Origin of the sequence: Spirillospora sp. NPDC052242 (assembly GCF_040679555.1) — a bacterium.
Classification (GTDB): Bacteria; Actinomycetota; Actinomycetes; order Streptosporangiales; family Streptosporangiaceae; genus Spirillospora.
In genome coordinates, this window is sequence record NZ_JBFAUZ010000016.1 from 1 (window position 1) to 17,396 (window position 17,396).

Sequence of the window (17,396 nt, forward strand, 5' to 3'; positions counted from 1 at the left end):
CGCGCAGGGTCGGCAGATCCCGTTGAAGGCACCAGGCCAGTCAGGCGTTGGGCCAGACCCCAGCGGGAGGCGCTCACCTACATCATCACTGTCAGGCGTCGACGAGGCCGGTGTCGGCGGACGATGCTCCGCTGGAGCGCGCGTAGCCGGTGAAGTCCGTGCCGGGCGGGTCCTTCTTCTCGTCGAACCCGCCGGGCACGACCGTGCGCCCCAGCCGCTGACGCGCCTTGTAGCGCGCGATGCCGAACCAGAAGCGCGGATCGAGGGCCATCTCCCGCAGCGACTTGTCGAGGTTGAACACCTCGGCGAACGTCCGCTCGACGTAGTCGTCCTCGCGGCCGGCGGCGTTGATCGCGTTGAAGATCGGCCAGCTGAACCGCGCGGCCAGCCTGCGCCGCCAGGGGGCGGCGACCTCGGTTCCGGTGGCGAAGTCGTACGCCTGGTCACGGGCCATCGCGAGCATCCACGGCACGTCGAGGGACGTCTTCTGCCGATCGAGGAACGCGCGGAAGAAGTCGCGGTCGAGGGCGCCGCGGCCGCGCAGCAGCTCGCCCAGGATGAGCGCGGAGCGGGCGGCCGAGCTCATCCCCTGCGCGTAGAACGGGTTGAAGGCGCAGATCGAGTCCCCGACGCAGACCAGCCCCATCGGGGGGTCCTCGAGAAGATCGAACCGGCGCCACCTGTTGCCCGTCGAGCGCGTCAGGTGCACCTCGGACGTCGGCGCGCACGCACGCGCCGCCCGTCCGAAGGCGGTGGCGCGCACGCGATCGACCGCGGCCTCGAACGCGTCCGTCTCGCGCGGCATCCGGATCCCCCACGACCCCATGCACACGATGGCGCGGTCGCCCTCGATGGGGAAGAAGTTGCTGAGGAACTCGTGCTCCTCGGGACGGTCGCCGCGGTCCTGCGCCGGCGTGACCACGAGGTGCTTCCACCACCACGTCTCCGGGCGGCGGTCGGCGGGCGGCAGGTCGTACCACCGCGAGACGTAGGTGACCTTGGCGTCCAGGGTCTTCTCCGGCGGCGCGGGCCAGCCCGCCGCCGCGAGCCAGTCGGCCACCGAGGAACCGCGCCCCAGCGCGTCGACGACCATCTCCGCGGCGAGACGGCCCTCGCCGTCGGCGGTGCGGTACTCGACGCCCTCGACGCGCCCGCCGGCGGTGCCGCCCCCGGACGTGCGGAGCCCGGTGACGGTCACGCCCTCGCGGACCTGGATCGCCGACAGCTCGCGGACCTTGTCGCGCAGGACCCGCTCGATGAGCACGCGCGAGCTGTAGACCATCGTCATCGATCCGGACTTGCGCGGCGCCCAGCCGTCGTTCTCGCAGTACGCGGCGTCCATCGACGGCATCAGGCGCATGCCGCCGGCGGCGATCAGCGCCTCCTCGAAGCCGGGGAAGATCTCGCCGATCGCGCGGCGCCCGGAGTTGAGAAGGAAGTGCGGGTGCTTGCTCTGCGGCACGCCCCGGCGGTGCTCCGCGCCCGGCGGCAGCCGGTCCCGCTCCAGGACGATCACCTCGTCGAAGTGCCGCGCGAGCACCCCCGCGGCGCACAGGCCCGCCACGCTGCCGCCGAGCACCACGGCCGTCCGTCCCCGCATCCCGCTCACCCCTCATTCATACAGAATGTGAGTGAATGTATGATCGAGACGTCGGCGGGTCAAGGGGTCGTCGCGGGATCGGTGGCGGGAGCGGCCGGAGGCGGAGGTCAGGCCCGGTGCCCCGGCTCCAGGGCGGGCAGCGAACGGAAGGTGAGCGGGGCGGCGTCGGCGGCGACCGACACCTCGGTCGGCTCGAGCAGGAACCCGACGTGGTCGCCGAGGTCGACGCGTTCCAGGACACGGCCGACCAGGTGGCGATGGGCGCCGGTGAGCAGGGGCACGCCTCCGGGCCCCGGCCGCCAGGAGCAGCGCGCGAACTTGTCGATCTCGTCGCCCGTCCGCGCCCCGAACAGGGCCGCGAGCCGCTGCTGGTCGCCGTCCCGTCCGAGGACGTGGACGGCCAGGACCGTCGCCGCCTCGGCCACCCGGAAGGTGCGGTTGCGGCGGGACAGGCACACCAGGAACCGGAACGGATCGATGCTGGTCTGCGTGGCGAACCCGACCAGGCAGCCCGCCCGCGCCCCCGTGCCGGCGTCGACGGCGGTCACCACGAACATCGGGTAGTCGAACCCGGCGACGAACTCATCGCTGTCCACCTCTGCAGCCTACGAGGCGGGGACCGGTCCGGGCCGCCGAGGGGGGATGACGCACCGGCCGTCCCGGCGGGCCCGCCGGTCGCAGCGGAGATCGCCGCCTCCGTCGTGATCTACGCTGTCTCGCGCCACCGCGACGCCGACAGGAGACGACGGAACATGGGCGTGCTCTACGACTACTTCCGGGCGCCGGACCAGAAGACCGCGCTCATGCTGCTCGACGTGGGCGACGGCGTACCGGCCGGACCCACGACCGTTCATGCGGACATGGACGCTCTGGACGCCAAGGGCATCGACCCCTATGTCGTCCTCGGTCAGCTGATCGCGTTCCTTCTCGACGTGCCGTGGAGCGTCGACCTGATCGACACCGTGTCCGTGTGGCCGCCGGAAGAGACGAAGCCCGCCTCCACCGAGGACTTCGAGCGGCTTCCCGCGGACTCGCCCTGGCACACCGGCCCCTGGCTGGAAGAGTTCTCCGACCGGATCCGGGACGCGCTCGCCGACGCCGACGACGGCGCCCTGCCGTCGATCGCCGAGCGATGGGCGCGGATCGAGGAGTTCGGCGGGCACATGGACGCCGCCGGAGCACGGGACGTCATCGACGGGTTCGTCGCGCTCGCCCGCCGCGCCCGGCGGGCGAGCGACCGCCTTTACTGCTGGTGCTGCCTCTGACCCGAGCGCCGGCCGCCTCCCCACGGGGCGGCACGCCCGGCCGGACGTTCCTCCCCGCGGGCGCGGGGGAAGGCTGGACATCACGGGACACCGCGGCCGACCGGGGGTAAGGGGCATGGACGACGCCTGCGGGGAGGGAACGGGCGGGATCGCGCTGGAGGCGTTCGACCCCGCGCCGGTCGCGATCGCCCTGACCAGCGGGCCGCGCCACCGCCTGATGTACGCCAACGCCGCCTACCGGGCGTACTTCGGCGATCGTCCGCTCGGGGAGCCGGTCCAGGAGGCGTTCGCCGACCTGGCCCAGCTGGACTGCCCCGTCCTGTTCGACCGGGTCCTGGCCACCGGGGAGGCGGTCACCCTCGCCGAGTCGCGGCTGAAGATCGGCACCGGCGACGCCGGCCGCGCGGAGCGGTTCTTCACCTTCAGCCTCTCCCGGTTCCGCGAGGAGCCGCCCGGCGTGATGGTGATCGCGGTGGACGTCACCGAGCAGGTCGCCGCGACCCGGCGGGCGGTCCGCACGGCCGAGGAGCAGCAGCGCTTCCGGCGCAGGTACGAGAGCCTGGTCCGGGTCGCCGGGGCGAGCGCGCCGATCATGTGGGTGACGGGACCGGCGGGCGGGGTCATCGAGCCGAGCCCGGGCTGGGAGCGGGTGACCGGGCAGACCTGGGAGGAGTTCCGCGGCAACGGCTGGCTGCGGGCGCTGCACCCCGACGACCGCGACGCGGCGAAACGGTCACGTGACCTCGCGCGCCGGGAGGGCCGTCCCTGGCGGTACGTGTACCGGCTGCGGACCGTCGACGGCGAGTACCGGCATTTCGAGGTCCGCACCGCGCCGGTCTACCAGGACGGCGCCCTGATCGAATGGATCGGGTCCTGCACCGACATCGAGCAGCAGTGGCAGGAGGAGCGCCGCCGGGAGCTGACCGACCGCGCCGCCGCCGCGATCGCCGAGAACTCCGGGCTGCCGGAGATGTTCGGCGCGCTCGCCGACGTGCTCGTCCCGGCGCTCGCCGACGGCTGCGGCGTGCACCTGCTGCCGAACTTCAGCGACCGTCCCGAGGGCGCCCCCGTCGTCGCCCAGCGGGTCGCCACCGCCGCGCAGGACGGCATGCCCCGCCAGCCGCCGCTCGGCTTCGAGCGGTTCGCCGCCGACAGCGGGTTCACCCGCGCGGTGGAACGGCGGCGGCCGCTGCACCGCACGTTCCCGCCGGGCGAGCCCCCGGCCGGGGTGCTGCCGGAGAGCACCACCGCCTGGCTGCGGCGGTCCGACGCCAACAGCGTCGTGCTGATGCCGGTCATCGTGGACGGCGTCGTGGCCGCCGCGGTCACCGCCGCCCGGCGCGGCGACCGCGCCCCCATGACCCCCGAGGACGTCGACCTCATGCGGCAGCTGTTCGACCACACCCACGACGCCTTGAGCATCGCCGTCCAGGCCCACCGGACCCAGCAGGTGGCCCTCGCGCTCCAGGACGAACTGCTCGCCGAACCGCCGCGCCTCACCGGCCTGGAGGCCGTCGCCCGGTACCGTCCGAGCCCCGCGGCCGCCGAGGTCGGCGGCGACTGGTACGACTGCTTCGTCCTGCCCGACGGCGCGACCGTCCTCGCCATCGGCGACGTTGCGGGGCACGACCTCGCCGCCGCGGTCGGGATGAGCCAGCTCAGGAACATGCTGCGGGCCCTGACCGTCGACCGCGCCGGCCCGCCCGGCGAGACCCTGCACCGGCTCAACCGCGCGATGCAGACGCTGGCCCCGGACGCCACGGCCACGGCCGTCCTGGCGCGCGTCACCGGCACCGGCCCGGACGGGCGGCGGCTCGACTACGCCGTCGCGGGCCACCCGCCGCCGCTGCTGATCACCGCCGACGGCGACGCCCGGCTGCTGGAGGACGCCGCCAACCCCCTGCTGGGCTTCCTGTTCGACGAGCCCTACGGCAGCGCGACCGAGCCCCTGCCTCGCGGCGCCACCCTGCTGCTGTACACCGACGGCCTGGTCGAGCGGCCGGGCGAGCACCTGGACGCCGGCCTCGACCGGCTTCGCGTGCAGGCGTCCGCGCTCGCGCACCGCCCCCTGCACGCCTTCTGCGACACCCTCCTGGACGGGCTTCCCACCACCGGGACCGACGACATCGCCGTGATCGCCCTCCGCGTCACCGGCTGAGCCCCCGCCCGCGGGAGCGCGCGCCCGGCCGGGCGCTCAGGCCGTCGCGCGGGCGGTGAGCAGGTCGAGGACGAGGCGCAGCGGGGGCCAGTTCGCGTGGCCGCGGCGGACCACGGCATGCGAGCGCAGCACCACCGGCGGGCGGGTCAGCGGCAGCAGGGCGATCCCGGGGAGCACGGGCCGGTCGGCCGGGAGGAGCGCGACGCCCAGGCCGGCGACGATGAGGTCCTGGACGAGGTCCAGGCCGTCGGCGTGGTGGGCGATCCGCGGCTCGTATCCGGCGGTCGACGCCAGGATCCGGACGACCTGCTCGTCGGCGGTGTTGCGGGAGTTGACGATCCAGTCCCGGTCGCGGACGGCGGCGAAGAGCGCGGCAGCGTCGCCGCTGCCGGGCACCGCCACAGTGCGCGGGACCGCCAGGCTCCAGTCCGTCGACCACAGCGGCCCGGACTCCCACCTCTCGTCCGCGGCCGCGGGCGCGAGGTTGTAGTCGTAGGTCAGCGCGAGGTCGACGTCGTCGGCGGCCAGCAGCGCCAGCGCCTCGGCGGGTTCGTGCTCGTGGATGCGCAGCCGCACCGCCGGGCGGTCGGCCAGGTCCGCGACCACCGGCAGCAGGGACCGGCGGACGGCGGTGGCGAACCCGGCGACCCGGACGGTGCCGACCGGCTCGGCGGCGGGATCGAGGTCCCGCCGGGCCGCCTCGACCGCCGCCAGGATCGTCACCGCGTGCCGGGCCAGCCGCCGTCCCGCCGGGGTGAGCCGCACCCGGCGGCCCTGCGGCTCGATCAGCGCCGTGCCGGTCTCCCGCGCCAGCGCGGCGATCTGCTGCGACACGGCCGAGGTGGTGGTCCCCAGTTCCTCGGCGACCTCGCGCATCGATCCCAGCCGGGACAGCTCCAGCAGCATCCTCAGGCGGCGGACGTCCATCCCGCCATCGTTCACGACTCCTGAACGGTATGTCCAGCATTCTCGCGTGGACGTGAACGGTGCGCGTCCCTTCTACTGGGGGCCATGACCTCCACCTCCCCTCACCCCGTCTCGCCCGCGGGGACGGCCGCGCCCACGTCCGCGGGGGCCGCGCGGCGGAGCGGCGCCCGCACGGGAGCCGGCCTGACGCTGGCGTCGATGACGTGCGTGCAGCTGGGCCTGGCCGCGTCGATCGGGCTGATCGACCAGGTCGGCGCCGCGGGCGCGGCCTGGCTGCGGCTGGCGTGGGCCGGGGTGCTGCTGCTGGTGATCGTGCGGCCCCGGCCGTCCCGGTTCGGCCGTGCCGACCTGGTGGCCTGCACGGCCCTCGGCGTGGTCACCGCGGGCATGACGCTGTTCTTCATGGCGGCGGCCGACCGGCTGCCCCTGGGCACCGCCAGCGCGCTGGAGTTCCTCGGCCCGCTCTGCGTCGCGGTGGCCCGGGGCCGCGGCCGCGCGCGGCTGTGGCCGCTGCCGGCGGGCGCGGGGGTCCTGCTGCTCACCGAACCCTGGCACGGCGCGACCGATCCGGTCGGCGTCGGCTGCGCCCTGGCCGCCGCGGCCTGCTGGGCCGTCTACATCCTGCTGACCCGGCGCGTCGGCGACCGGGTCTCCGGCATCGGCGGCCTGGCCGTCTCCATGCCCGTCGCCGCGCTGGTGGCCACCGTGGTCGCCGGTCCCCAGGTGGTGGACCGCCTCACCTGGCAACTGCTGCTGGCCGGGCTCGGCCTGGCGATCCTCGTGCCGGTCGTGCCGTTCATCCTCGAGCTGATCGCGCTGCGCCGGCTCAGCACCGCCGCGTTCGGCACGCTGATGAGCCTCGAACCCGCCATCGCCACCGTCATCGGCCTGGTCCTCCTCGGCCAGACGCCCGGATGGCCCGCCGCCGCGGGCGTCGCGCTCGTGGTCATCGCCGGCGGCGGCGCCGAACGCACCGGGGCCCGCGCCGACGCCCGCTCCGGCGCACCGTCCGGCCGTCCGTCACCACCCGCCCCGCCCTCCCCGGAGTCCGGCGTCCCGTCGGCCCTCAGGACGGACGCCGGGTCGCGGTGAGGCGTCGCAGTGCGGCCTGCGCGGGCGGGCCCCAGGTGGCCTTGCCGCCGGGACGGCCGTGGACGCCGGCGTCCCCGATGAGGACGCACGCGAGGGCGCGCAGCACCGCCCATCCGCGGGCGCGGCGCAGGGTCGCGGCGTCCGGGACCGGCCGGTAGGCGGCGTGGAAGCGGTCGATGGCGCCGTCCGGCAGCAGGGTCCAGGCGGCGGCGAGGTCGCAGGCCGGGTCGCCCGCGCAGAGGTCGCCGAAGTCGATCACGCCGCAGAGGGCGCCGTCCGCGGTGAGGACGTTGGCCGGATGCAGGTCGCCGTGGAGCCACGTCGCCGGGCCCGCCCAGCCGGGCGCGGCGGCGGCGTCCTCCCACACCTCGCGGACGGCGTCCGGGTCGGCGACGAGCCCGAGGTCGGCGACCGCGGCGAGCTGCTCGGCGAAACCGTCGGCGTGCTCGGCCGGCGGCCCGCCGCGGTTCCGGCCCGCGGGCGCCCCCTCGGGGGCGGGCCGGTGGAGCGCCGTCAGGAAGGCGGCCAGGGCGCTCGCCGACTCCGCGGCGCGCGTGACGGGCGCGCGGTCGGCGGGCGTGCCCGGCAGCCAGGTGGTGACGATCCACGGTCGCGGGAACCGCGCGGAGGGCTCGCCGAGGCGCTGCGGGACGGGGACCGGCAGCGGCAGGCCCGGGGCGAGGACCGGCAGCCACGTGTGCTCCTTGCGCAGCAGCGCGTCCGCGGATCCCGTCGCCCAGGGCAGCCGGACGGCCAGGTCGTCCCCGAGCCGCCACAGCTGGTTGTCCCAGCCGCGCGCACCGAGCCGCACCGGGCGATCGGCCAGGTCGGGGTGCTGGTCGCGCAGCAGGTCCCGCACCAGCCCCGCGGTGATCTCGATCTCGGAATGCGTCATGTGGAGCAACGGTAACCGGAGCGCGCCCGCCGCGGCTCCGCCGTTCGCGCGGGCGTCCTTCCCGAGCCGTCCGCGATGAGTCCCGCCCTGGCCGCCGGTCTGTATCCCCGACACCCGATCGGCCGCACCCGAGGAGAGAGCATGACCGCCACCTACACGTTCGACGTCTTCTCCAGCCTCGACGGCTTCGGCGCCGCCGGCGGCGACTGGACCGGCTACTGGGGCAAGCAGGGCCCCGAGCTGCTCGACCGCCGCCTCGCCCTGTACGGGGAGGAGCAGCGGATGGTCTTCGGGGCGACCACGTATCGCATGTTCGCCCAGATGCTCGCCTCGAGCACCGAGGACTCCGACGTGCGCGACCCGTGGGTCACGCGGATGAGGAACCTGCCGGCGACCGTCGTGTCGACCACGCTGGAAGAGCCCCTGGACTGGCCGGACGCGACCGTCGCGAGGGGCGACGCGGTCGACGTCGTCGCCCGGCTGAAGGAGGAGTCCGCGGTGCCGCTGCGCTCGCACGGCAGCCTGTCGATGAACCGGGCGCTGATGGCCGCCGGGCTCGTCGACCGCGTCCAGGTGACGCTCTTCCCCGTGATCACCGGCAAGACGGGGCTGGACCCGGTCTTCCGGGGCGCCGCCGACTTCGACCTCGAGCTGATCGAGCAGCGGACGCTCGACGGCCGCGTCCAGGAGCTCGTCTACCGGCCCTCCCTGCACGCCTGACCGCACCCGCCGGCGGACGGGTCTCATGACGTGACCTATTTCTCCGATTTCCCACAGATACCGGGGCGTTTGCGCTTGGGTGGTGCTCGTTCGCTTCCCAGGTCCGGTGGTCCGTGGAGGGAGAACGGGCATGACAGGGGCGCCGTTGCCGGAGTGGCTGGCCGCGCTCGGCCGCGACGCGCTGGCGGAGGTGCTGGCGGCTCGGGCCGACGCCTGCGGGCCGCCCGAGCCCGGCGGGTGGGACGACCTCGCCGGCCGGCTGCAGGACGAGCGGTCGGTGGAGCGGGCGCTCCGGCGGTTGACGCGGCCCTGCGTCCAGGTCGCGGAAGCGGCCGCGGTGCTCGGCCGGGACGCGACCCGGGCGTCGATCACGGCGCTGCTGGGCGGGCCCGCCGCCGCGGTGGACGACGCGCTCGCGACGCTGGAGCGGCACGCGCTCGCCTGGCCCGGTCGCGACGGGACGCTGCACGTGGTTGAGGCGCTGCGGGAACGGTGGCCCGAGCACGACGCGGCGGCGGGCCGGATGCCGTTCGACCCGGTGCCGCCGGGACCGCCGACCGTCCCGGTCGACCCCGAACGCGTGGAGCGGACGGCCGCCGCACGGCTCGGGGAGTTCGCCGGGCACCTGGCGGGAACGCTCGCCGAGTGCGCGAGGCGGCCGCTGCAGACCTTCAAGAGGGCCGGGGCGCAGCCGAGGGCGCTCCAGCGGGTGATGGCGGCCGCCCGGTGCGACGAGGCGTCCGCACGGCTCGCGCTGGCGTGCGCTCGGGGCGCCGGGCTGCTGGCCGGCGACGGTGCGCACCTCCGGCTGTCGCCGGAGGGCGACGCGTTCACGTACCTGCCGCCGGGCGAGCAGGCCGCTCGGGCGCTGCTCGCCTGGTGGACGCTGCCGTCCTCGCCGACGCGCACCCGGTCCGACGACGGCGGGCAACTCTATCCGTTGAGCACGAAGGCGGACTGCGACGGGTGCGTCCAGGTCCGGCGTGAACTCGTGACCGTCCTGCGGGAGGTGCCCGGGGGACGGGGCCTGCAGGCGCCCGAGGACCTCGGGAGGACGCTCGACTGGCATCGGCCGCTCGCCTGCGACCACGGCCCCCGCCACCCGCCCCACGGCGCGCTGCTGCACGAGGCCGTGCTGCTGGGGCTGGTCGCGCACGGGGCGCTCTCCTCGTTCGGCGCGCTCCTCGCCGCCGGGGACCGCGCGGGCCTGGCACGGCGCGCGTCCGAGCGGCTGCCCCCGTTCTCCGGACGCGCGACGATCGCCCCCGACCTCACGGTGACCGTCCGGGGAACGCCGTCGCGACCGCTCGCGAGAGAACTCGACGCGGCCGCCGAGAGTCTCGTCGGGCCGTCTTGGAGGATCAGCGACGGCAGCCTACGGCGGGCCCTGGAATCGGGCCTGAGCCCCGCCGACATCGAGGCGCGCCTCACCGCCGTCAGCCGCGCGCCGCTCCCGCCGGCGCTGCGGCGCAAGATCGCCGCGGCGGCGGACGGCCGCGTCCCGCCCCGGCTCCGGGAGGTGCCGGCGACCTGCGTCTTCCAGAGCGCCGACGCCGACCTGGTCGCGCGCGCCGTCCGGCACCCGGCCCTGCGGGCCCTCGGCGTGCGGCTGCTCTCCCCCGGCGTCCTCATCGCCCCGGCCCCGCGCGAGAGCGTGCTCGCGGCGCTGCGCGCCGCCGGGTTCGCGGTGGCCGAGGACCCCGCGCCCGGGCCGCTTCCCCCGCCGGCCGCGGACGAGCCGCCGCCCGACGTCGGCGCGCTCGCGGAACGGCTGCGGAAGGAGCCGCGCGTCCCGCCCCGCTCCCCCGCCCGCCCGCGGGCGGCCGCTCCTCGGCCGTCCCGCCGGCGGTCGACCCTGGAACGGGCGGAGCGCGTCATCACCCGCGAGGCCCGCGAACTCGGGTCCGACGAGGTGCGGCTGCTCGCCCGGGCCGTCGCCGAGGACGGGCGCGTCAGGATCACCTACGTCGACCTGAACGGCGAGGAGACCTCCCGGGTCATCGCGCCTCCCTACGAAATGGTGCGGCTGAACAGGAGGAAGCTCCTCAAGGCCGTCTGCGAGATGCGCAGCGCGGAGGCGGGACGTCCGGAGGAGCGGCACTTCGACTACTCCCGCATCCAGTCCGTCGAAGCGGTGAACGGCTGATCCCCCCTGGACACCGCCCGGACGCCGTCGGCACGAACCGGGAACCGGGACGCGTCGCCGGCGGTCATAGACCTTCGGGACGATGATGAGGAGTGTCGGGTGCGTACCTTCGCGCGTGTGGTGACCGTACTGGGACTGGTGCTCGCCTCGTCGGCGACCGCCGCGGCGCGGCCGGCGTCGGCGTGCGGCTGCGGCGCGATGATCGCCGACAGCTCGGTCCGGATCTCCGACGAGACGTCGATCGTCCGCTACGACGCGGCGGCGCGCGCCGAGGACATCGTGATGCGGCTGTCGGCGGAGTCGGCGGAGAAGGACGCGGCCTGGCTGTTCCCCACGCCGTCCGAGGCGACGGTCCGGCTCGGCGAACGCGGCTGGTTCGAGCAGCTCGACGCGCTCACCGAACCCCGCGTGGTCACCCGCCGGATCTGGTTCCCCGACCTGGGCTCCGGCGACGGCGCGGGCGCCGGGGGCGCGCCGTCCGGTCCCGGCGGGTCCGTCGAGGTGCTCGGCGAGCGCGACCTCGGGCCGTTCCGGGTGGCGACGCTCGACGCCGACGACCCGGACGCGCTGAGCGGCTGGCTCACGCGGAACGGCTACCGCCTCCGCCCCGACCTCGCGAAGGCGCTCGGCCCGTACGTCGAGCAGGGATGGAAGTACGTCGCGGTGAAGCTGCGGCCGAGTTCCGGCGCGCGCCTCAGCGGCGAGCTCGCCCCGCTGCACGTGTCGTTCGCGTCGGACGAGCTCGTCTACCCGATGCGGCTCTCGCGCCTCGCCGAGAACACGCAGCGGCTGCACCTCTACGTGCTCGGCGAGCATCGCGTGGAGCAGACGACGGGCACCCCGATGCGGCTCGCGTTCGCCGGGCGGGTGACGCCCGAGCAGGTGCGCTCCCCGGAACTCCGAGGGTTCCTCGGTAAGGGCCTGTTCATGACCGAGCTCACCGACGAAGGGATCGACCCCGAGCAGATCGACGACGACTACCGCTTCGCCGCGACGGACGACGACCCCTACCGGCAGGTCGTCTACCGGGAGGAGGTCGTCCGGTTCCTCGGCATGCCGGCCGGGTGGCTGATCGTCTTCACCGGCGGCGCCCTGGCGCTGGGGCTGGGCGTCGTCCTGGCGGCGCGCCGGCTCCGGCGGTCACGGCGCACCGGCGAGTGACGCAGCGGGTCGCGCACGCGGAACCGTCGTCCTCATAACGTCGCAGCGCGCCACTACGCTCTCCCCACCGAGTTCGATCAAGGAGCCTCGATGGACCTGCCCCTGCCGCGCACCGCGTACGACATCGACTTCGACGACGACGGCCGTGACGGTCACGCCTTCGGCCGCCCGCCCGGGCTGCGGCCCGAGCAGTGGCCCCGCGGCCGCGTCAACGGGCTGCCGATGGCGCACCTGTTCACCGTGCGGGTCCCGGAGCAGTACCGCTGCGCCGGCGAGGACCTGGCCGGGCTCAGCGTGTTCCAGGCCGACGACCACGTGGCCGACGAGGTGGAGGGGGCGGCCGACACGATCGCCGGGGGCGCCCCGCCGGACCACGAGCCGGAGGCCGCGGCGTTCTGGTCCGCGCTCGCCGCCTACGCGAAGGGCCGCCATCCCCGTGAGCGCTACCGGGAGGACGAGATCGGCGGGGGCTGGGCCTGGATCTGGCTCACCGAGGCCGAACTGGCGGCACCGGCCTGCCCGCTGCCCGACCCGGCGACGAAGGAGCCGGACCAGACCGACGACGACTGCATCGACGCCTGGCGGCACGACCGGCCGCCGCGGCCGCTGCGCCTCCGGGCCCGCACCGACGACCCGAACGTCGGCAAGCGCTACGACGAATGGGGAAAGAAGGGCTCCGGGTACATCGAGATGCACTCCGAGGAGGGCGAGCGGCTCGGGCTGAGGGACAGGTTCTTCGAACGGTGCCACTTCGGCGGCACCGCCACCGTGGTGAACGGCGGCGACTTCGGCCCGTTCTTCCTCGGCTTCGGCGAGGCGTTCGGCGACCCGAACCTGGGGGGCGGCGGGTTCGCGCAGCTCGACCTGGCCGCCGACGAGATCGACTGGTCGCAGTGAGCGTCCCCCGGGGCCGGGCGCCGGTCAGGCGAAGCGGTCCCGTAGTTCCACCTTGCGCACCTTCCCGGTGGCGGCGGCCCTGGGGAGGGCGTCGACGAACTCCAGGCGCTCCGGCCAGAAGAACGCCGTCATCCCGGCGTCGCGCAGCATCGCCCGTACCTCCTCCAACCCGATCCGGCGGTCCGCGGCGGCGGGACGGACGACCGCGCAGATCGTCTGGTCGGCGCCGCCGAGCACCGGGAGCCCGATCACCGCCGCCTCCGCGACGGCGGGATGCCGGGCGAGGATCTCCTCCATCTCGGTGGTCGGCACGAAGAACCCGTTCCGGAAGACGGTGTCGTTCGTGCGGCCGGTGATGCGGATGCCGCCGCGCCCGTCGGGGCGGGCCAGGTCGCCGGTGTCGAACCAGCCGTCCTCGTCGCAGAACGACGCGTACAGCTCCGCCCGCCGCAGGTAGCCCAGGCATTGGGCGGGGCCGCGCACCCGCAGCACGCCGGTGTCCTCCCGGCCGGGGAGCGGGTCGATGCGGACCTCCATGCCGGCGATCGGGCTGCCGTCGCTGTGCGCCGCCCAGTCCACCGGGTCGTCCGGGCGGCCGATCGTGACCGCGCCGTTCTCCGACATGCCCCACAGCGAGAACAGGCGCCGCCCGAACACCTCGCCGACCTCCCGGACGAGCGGCGTCGGGATCGGCGCGGACCCGCCGACCACCCAGCGCAGGGCGCCGAGGTCGCGCGGCTCGGCGCGCTGCGCGTCCACCAGCGGCCGCAGGAAGTGCGGCGGGGCGTACAGGTAGGTGACCTTGTGCTCCGCCAGGAGGTCCGCCATGGCGGCGCCGTCCGTGGTGTCCTGGAAGACCGCGGTGCCGCCGAGCGCGAGCGGCATGAGCATCCCGCGCACGAACCCGGTGTAGTGGGTGTACGAGGCGACCATGGTGAGGACGTCCGCGCCGCCCAGGTCGAAGACCTCGGCCTCGCCGCGTATCGGCGCGTACAGGGTGTTCTGGCTGTGCAGGACGCCCTTGGGCTCGCCGGTGGTGCCCGAGGTAAAGAGGGTCAGGTACGGCTCGTCCGGGCCGAGTTCCCGGCCGTCGAGATCCGCCTCGCGCGTCTTCTCCCACGGGGTGTCGAAGAAGAACTCGTGCAGGTCCCGGACGCCCGGGGGCCGCGGCTCGCCCGACACCACGACGTGCTCGAGCGACGGCAGTTCGGCGGCGAGCCGCAGGCCGAGCTCGCCCGGCGCCTCGCCGCCGAACTCGGCGTGCGTGATGAAGACCCGGGACTCCGTCAGCCCGAGGTAGGCCGCGAGCTCCCGCTCCCGGTAGACGGGGAGGAGCGGGCAGATCCGCGCCCCGGCGCGCAGGCAGCCCAGCGCGAGCGCGGCCAGTTCCCAGCCGTTGGCGAGGTGGACGGCGACGGTGTCGCCGGGGCGCACGCCCAGCTCGATCAGCGCCCCGGCGCACCGGTCGGTCAGCAGGGCGAGCTCGGCGTAGTCGAGCGTGCGGGTGTCGCCCGTGCCGATGCGGCGGGCGACGACCGCGGCCTTGCCCGGGTGGTCCCGCGCGTGCCGCCGCAGGTCGTCGAGGAAGGTCTCGTCCCGCCACCAGCCGAGCCGCCGGTACTCCTCGGACATCCCGTACCTCCGTCTGGTTCGCCTCGAACGTCGGATTCGATGGGTTTTCTCCCGCGCTCCCGCGGGGATCAGGCCGTGGAAAAGTGGAAGGCCGACCGCGCCGTGTCGCGCTCCCACGCGTCGCGGTCGCGGATGTAGAGGGCGTCGCGGGCCTCCACCGACAGCACCGTCATGCCGGTCCGGTCGAGCCGGTAGGTGATCCGGCCGGTCACCCGTTCGGCGACGCTCATGACGAACGCCTGGGCGGCCGCCCGGAGGGAGCCGAACCAGCGGCCCTCGAGCGCCTCCCTGGTCCACGCCTGCTCCAGCGACAGCTTCTCCCGCATGGTCTCGGCGGGCACGGTGGCGCTCTCCAGCTGCCGGTACGCGTGGAGCAGCAGGCACGCGGCGGGCATCTCCCTGACCTCCAGGACCTTCTCGCCGCTGTCGATGTGCTCCAGGCCCGAGTAGCGGCCGAGGCCGTAGCGGCCCGCCCGGTGGTTGAGGGCCCCGATCAGCTCGCGCAGCCCCGCGGGCTCCCCGTCCAGCGCCACCGGCCGGCCGCCCGCGAAGTCGATCACCACCTTCTCCGGCCGCTCCGGCGGTGCGGCGGACGTCCAGGTGTAGAGGTCCTCGGGGACCGGGAACCATTCGGGGTCGTCCAGCAGGCCGGACTCGAACTCCCTGCACCACAGGTTGGAATCCCCGCTGTGCGAGCGGTCGGCGAAATCGGGGAAGCCCGCCTTCTTCAGCGCGGCCCGCTTGTCGTCGCGGCTGATCGCGTCGAGTTCGTACGGGCTGCCGAAATACCCGTCGAACCCGAGCGCGGCGATCGAGGTGTTCAACCTCCGCAAGCTGTTCTGCGACCTGTTCGCGGTGTGCAGCACCACCTGGGCGCCGACCTCTCCGGCGAGTTCCACCGCCGCGCGCGCGAGCAGCGGGCGGCTCAGCGACGAGCTGACCGGGTGCATGCCGAGATAGGACGCCTGCGCGGCGATGGCGGGCGCCACGAACTCGTCGGCGAAGACCGCCGCGCGGTCGGCCAGGACGTGCCGTGCCCCGAGCCGCGCCGCGCCGCCGGCGCCGTCGTCGTACTCGGCGTCGCCGCCGAGGCCCACCGACAGCGCGTACACCTCCAGGTCGGGGTGGCGGCTGAGCCGCCACAGCAGGTAGAAGCTGTCCAGCCCGCCGCTGAACAGCGTCACGACCCGCCCGCCGTTCCGGGCCGCCGCTTCGATGTGATCGAATTCGCGGACGCATTTCTTGGTCCACACGTCAAACCTCCGGAGCGGGGCGCTCCCATGCCGTTCCGAACCACGTTGACTTGACAGGACGGGGCGCGGACGCGCGCCCGCGCACCTCCGGGGGCGGTCAGTTGACCTGGCGGTCCCTTCCCGCCCAGTGCGGCCTGCGGAGTTCGCGCTTGAGGACCTTCCCGGTGTTCGACAGCGGGAGGGCGTCGACGAACTCGTAGCTGCTGGGCGTCTTCCAGGCGATCAGCGGCTCGCAGTGCCGCCGGATGTCCTCCTCGCTCGCCGTTCGGCCGTGCCTGAGCACGATGACCGCGTGCACCTTCTCGCCCGGCTTGTCGTCGGGGACGCCGATCACCGCGACCGCGGCCACGGCGGGATGGGCCGCGATCGCCTGCTCCACCTCGGTGGAGTAGACGTTCCAGCCGTCGACGTTGATCACGTCCTTGATCCGGTCGACGATGTAGACGTAGCCGTCCTCGTCCATGTAGCCGCCGTCGCCGGTGCGGACCCACCCGTCCCGGACGGTCCGCGCCGTCTCCTCGGGCTTGTTCAGGTAGCCGAGCATCATGGCGCCGGTGCGGACGATGATCTCCCCGACCTCGCCGCGCGGCACCTCCGCGCCCGCGTCGTCGACGATCCGCACCTCGGCGCCGAGCGCGGGCCGCCCGGCGGACCGCAGCTTGCGGCCCGCGACGTGGTCCTCCGGCGGCAGCAGCGTGGCGAGACCGAACTCGTTCATCCCGTACCACTGGTGGAAAGCGGCGTTGGGGAACACCTTCATCACCCGCGTCAGCAGCGCCTCGGTGATTGGCGCCGCGCCATAGGCGATGCTCCGCATGCTGGACAGGTCTCGCGCCGCGATGTCCGGGCGGTCGACGATCTGCTGCATGGTGCCGGGCGCGAACGGCGCGTGCGTGACCCCGTGGCGCTCGATCGCGTCGAGGAGCCCGCCGACGTCGGTCGTCCGCGGGACGACGGTGATCCCGCCCCACATCCCCTGGATCAGCCAGGTCACCAGCATGGAGATGGAGGAGAAGTTCGACGTGATCAGGATGCGCCCGCCGGGGACGCCGTGGCACGGGACCCGCGCCGGGAGGATCAGCGCCTGGTGGACGAGCCCGGCGTGGCTGACCACGACGCCCTTCGCGCGTCCGGTCGTCCCGCTGGTGTAGACGACGCCGGCGGGGGCCTCGCCGCCCCGGCGGGCGTCCTCGACCGGCGCCGTGCCCGCGATCAGCCCCTCGAACCCGGCCATGCCGGCCGGCGGCGGCCCGTCGCCGACGTGGACGACCTCGCGCAGGTCGGGGCAGGCCGCCCTGATCTCCGCGAGGCGGTCCAGGAACGCGTCGTCGACGAAGAGGATCTCGGTCCGGGACTCGGCCAGCGCGTAGATCATCTCTCGCGTGCTCCACGCGGGGTTGACCGGGTGGAACACCCCGTTCGCCCACGCCACGGCCAGGAAGAACTCGATGTAGCGGTCCGAGCCGAGGGCGAGCATCCCGACGTGTTCGCCGTCTCCGACCCCGCGCTCGCGCAGGGCGCCGGCGAGTCGGGCCACCCGGTCGGCCTGTTCGCGGGCCGTGCGGAACCGGTCGCCGTAGGCCGTGACCGGCTCGTCCGGGGCGAGCTGCAGTGCCCGATGGACGATGTGGGTCAGGTGCATGATGTCCT

14 protein-coding genes are annotated in these 17,396 nt (G+C 74.6%); 7 read left to right on the top strand and 7 right to left on the bottom strand.

What is annotated here, in order from left to right; all coding sequences use genetic code 11:
* Window positions 1-91: 91 nt before the first annotated feature.
* Both AB0L25_RS15135 and AB0L25_RS15140 read right to left on the bottom strand, forming a co-directional pair.
* On the bottom strand, window positions 92-1,600 hold the full coding sequence (locus tag AB0L25_RS15135) for an FAD-dependent oxidoreductase (RefSeq protein WP_500172536.1): 1,509 nt from the start codon (window positions 1,598-1,600) through the stop codon (window positions 92-94).
* A gap of 107 nt (window positions 1,601-1,707) precedes the next feature.
* Entirely contained in the window at window positions 1,708-2,196 is a 489-nt protein-coding gene (locus tag AB0L25_RS15140) for a flavin reductase family protein (RefSeq protein ID WP_500172260.1), read from the bottom strand.
* Between the two features lie 156 nt (window positions 2,197-2,352).
* On the opposite strand from AB0L25_RS15140, the gene AB0L25_RS15145 reads away from it, so the two are divergent.
* Both AB0L25_RS15145 and AB0L25_RS15150 read left to right on the top strand, forming a co-directional pair.
* The gene (locus AB0L25_RS15145; RefSeq protein WP_500172262.1) at window positions 2,353-2,865 is read left to right on the top strand and encodes a hypothetical protein; all 513 of its coding nucleotides are present in this window, start codon (window positions 2,353-2,355) and stop codon (window positions 2,863-2,865) included.
* A gap of 115 nt (window positions 2,866-2,980) precedes the next feature.
* On the top strand, window positions 2,981-5,023 hold the full coding sequence (locus AB0L25_RS15150; RefSeq protein ID WP_500172264.1) for a SpoIIE family protein phosphatase: 2,043 nt from the start codon (window positions 2,981-2,983) through the stop codon (window positions 5,021-5,023).
* A gap of 36 nt (window positions 5,024-5,059) precedes the next feature.
* Here AB0L25_RS15150 and AB0L25_RS15155 read toward each other — a convergent pair whose 3' ends face one another.
* On the bottom strand, window positions 5,060-5,965 hold the full coding sequence (locus AB0L25_RS15155; RefSeq protein ID WP_500172266.1) for a LysR family transcriptional regulator: 906 nt from the start codon (window positions 5,963-5,965) through the stop codon (window positions 5,060-5,062).
* A 69-nt stretch (window positions 5,966-6,034) separates the two neighbouring features.
* Between AB0L25_RS15155 and AB0L25_RS15160 the strand changes: the two genes are divergently transcribed.
* Complete coding sequence (locus tag AB0L25_RS15160) at window positions 6,035-7,042, top strand: EamA family transporter (RefSeq protein WP_500172268.1); 1,008 nt, start codon at window positions 6,035-6,037, stop codon at window positions 7,040-7,042.
* Here the strand turns inward: AB0L25_RS15160 and AB0L25_RS15165 are convergent.
* The gene (locus AB0L25_RS15165; RefSeq protein WP_500172270.1) at window positions 7,017-7,937 is read right to left on the bottom strand and encodes an aminoglycoside phosphotransferase family protein; all 921 of its coding nucleotides are present in this window, start codon (window positions 7,935-7,937) and stop codon (window positions 7,017-7,019) included. The two genes, AB0L25_RS15160 and AB0L25_RS15165, sit on opposite strands and share 26 nt — an antisense overlap.
* A gap of 141 nt (window positions 7,938-8,078) precedes the next feature.
* Between AB0L25_RS15165 and AB0L25_RS15170 the strand changes: the two genes are divergently transcribed.
* The 4 genes from AB0L25_RS15170 to AB0L25_RS15185 all read left to right on the top strand — a co-directional run bounded on the left by AB0L25_RS15170 (window position 8,079) and on the right by AB0L25_RS15185 (window position 12,861).
* Entirely contained in the window at window positions 8,079-8,657 is a 579-nt protein-coding gene (locus tag AB0L25_RS15170) for a dihydrofolate reductase family protein (protein WP_500172272.1), read from the top strand.
* 130 nt (window positions 8,658-8,787) lie between these two features.
* A complete protein-coding gene (locus tag AB0L25_RS15175) occupies window positions 8,788-10,803 on the top strand; it encodes a helicase-associated domain-containing protein (RefSeq protein ID WP_500172274.1) in 2,016 nt (671 codons plus the stop codon).
* A gap of 120 nt (window positions 10,804-10,923) precedes the next feature.
* Window positions 10,924-11,964 (top strand): DUF2330 domain-containing protein, encoded by a 1,041-nt coding sequence (locus AB0L25_RS15180; protein WP_500172276.1) that lies wholly within the window; start codon window positions 10,924-10,926, stop codon window positions 11,962-11,964.
* A gap of 90 nt (window positions 11,965-12,054) precedes the next feature.
* Window positions 12,055-12,861 (top strand): hypothetical protein, encoded by an 807-nt coding sequence (locus AB0L25_RS15185; protein ID WP_500172278.1) that lies wholly within the window; start codon window positions 12,055-12,057, stop codon window positions 12,859-12,861.
* Between the two features lie 24 nt (window positions 12,862-12,885).
* On the opposite strand, the gene AB0L25_RS15190 is transcribed toward AB0L25_RS15185, so the two are convergent.
* The 3 genes from AB0L25_RS15190 to AB0L25_RS15200 form a co-directional block, all read right to left on the bottom strand.
* Complete coding sequence (locus tag AB0L25_RS15190) at window positions 12,886-14,493, bottom strand: AMP-binding protein (RefSeq protein ID WP_500172280.1); 1,608 nt, start codon at window positions 14,491-14,493, stop codon at window positions 12,886-12,888.
* A 68-nt stretch (window positions 14,494-14,561) separates the two neighbouring features.
* Window positions 14,562-15,746, bottom strand: coding sequence for an argininosuccinate synthase-related protein (locus AB0L25_RS15195; RefSeq protein WP_500172282.1), 1,185 nt, complete (start codon window positions 15,744-15,746; stop codon window positions 14,562-14,564).
* A gap of 97 nt (window positions 15,747-15,843) precedes the next feature.
* Window positions 15,844-17,388 carry a class I adenylate-forming enzyme family protein gene (locus tag AB0L25_RS15200; RefSeq protein WP_500172284.1) on the bottom strand — a complete coding sequence of 515 codons (1,545 nt, stop codon included), beginning with the start codon at window positions 17,386-17,388 and terminating at the stop codon, window positions 15,844-15,846.
* Window positions 17,389-17,396 lie beyond the last annotated feature (8 nt).

Coding starts and splice junctions, on each gene's coding strand:
- AB0L25_RS15135 (WP_500172536.1), bottom strand. CDS start 1,600: ATGCGGGGACGGACGGCCGTGGTGCTCGGCGGCAGCGTGGCGGGCCTG.
- AB0L25_RS15145 (WP_500172262.1), top strand. CDS start 2,353: ATGGGCGTGCTCTACGACTACTTCCGGGCGCCGGACCAGAAGACCGCG.
- AB0L25_RS15150 (WP_500172264.1), top strand. CDS start 2,981: ATGGACGACGCCTGCGGGGAGGGAACGGGCGGGATCGCGCTGGAGGCG.
- AB0L25_RS15160 (WP_500172268.1), top strand. CDS start 6,035: ATGACCTCCACCTCCCCTCACCCCGTCTCGCCCGCGGGGACGGCCGCG.
- AB0L25_RS15165 (WP_500172270.1), bottom strand. CDS start 7,937: ATGACGCATTCCGAGATCGAGATCACCGCGGGGCTGGTGCGGGACCTG.
- AB0L25_RS15170 (WP_500172272.1), top strand. CDS start 8,079: ATGACCGCCACCTACACGTTCGACGTCTTCTCCAGCCTCGACGGCTTC.
- AB0L25_RS15175 (WP_500172274.1), top strand. CDS start 8,788: ATGACAGGGGCGCCGTTGCCGGAGTGGCTGGCCGCGCTCGGCCGCGAC.
- AB0L25_RS15185 (WP_500172278.1), top strand. CDS start 12,055: ATGGACCTGCCCCTGCCGCGCACCGCGTACGACATCGACTTCGACGAC.
- AB0L25_RS15190 (WP_500172280.1), bottom strand. CDS start 14,493: ATGTCCGAGGAGTACCGGCGGCTCGGCTGGTGGCGGGACGAGACCTTC.
- AB0L25_RS15200 (WP_500172284.1), bottom strand. CDS start 17,388: ATGCACCTGACCCACATCGTCCATCGGGCACTGCAGCTCGCCCCGGAC.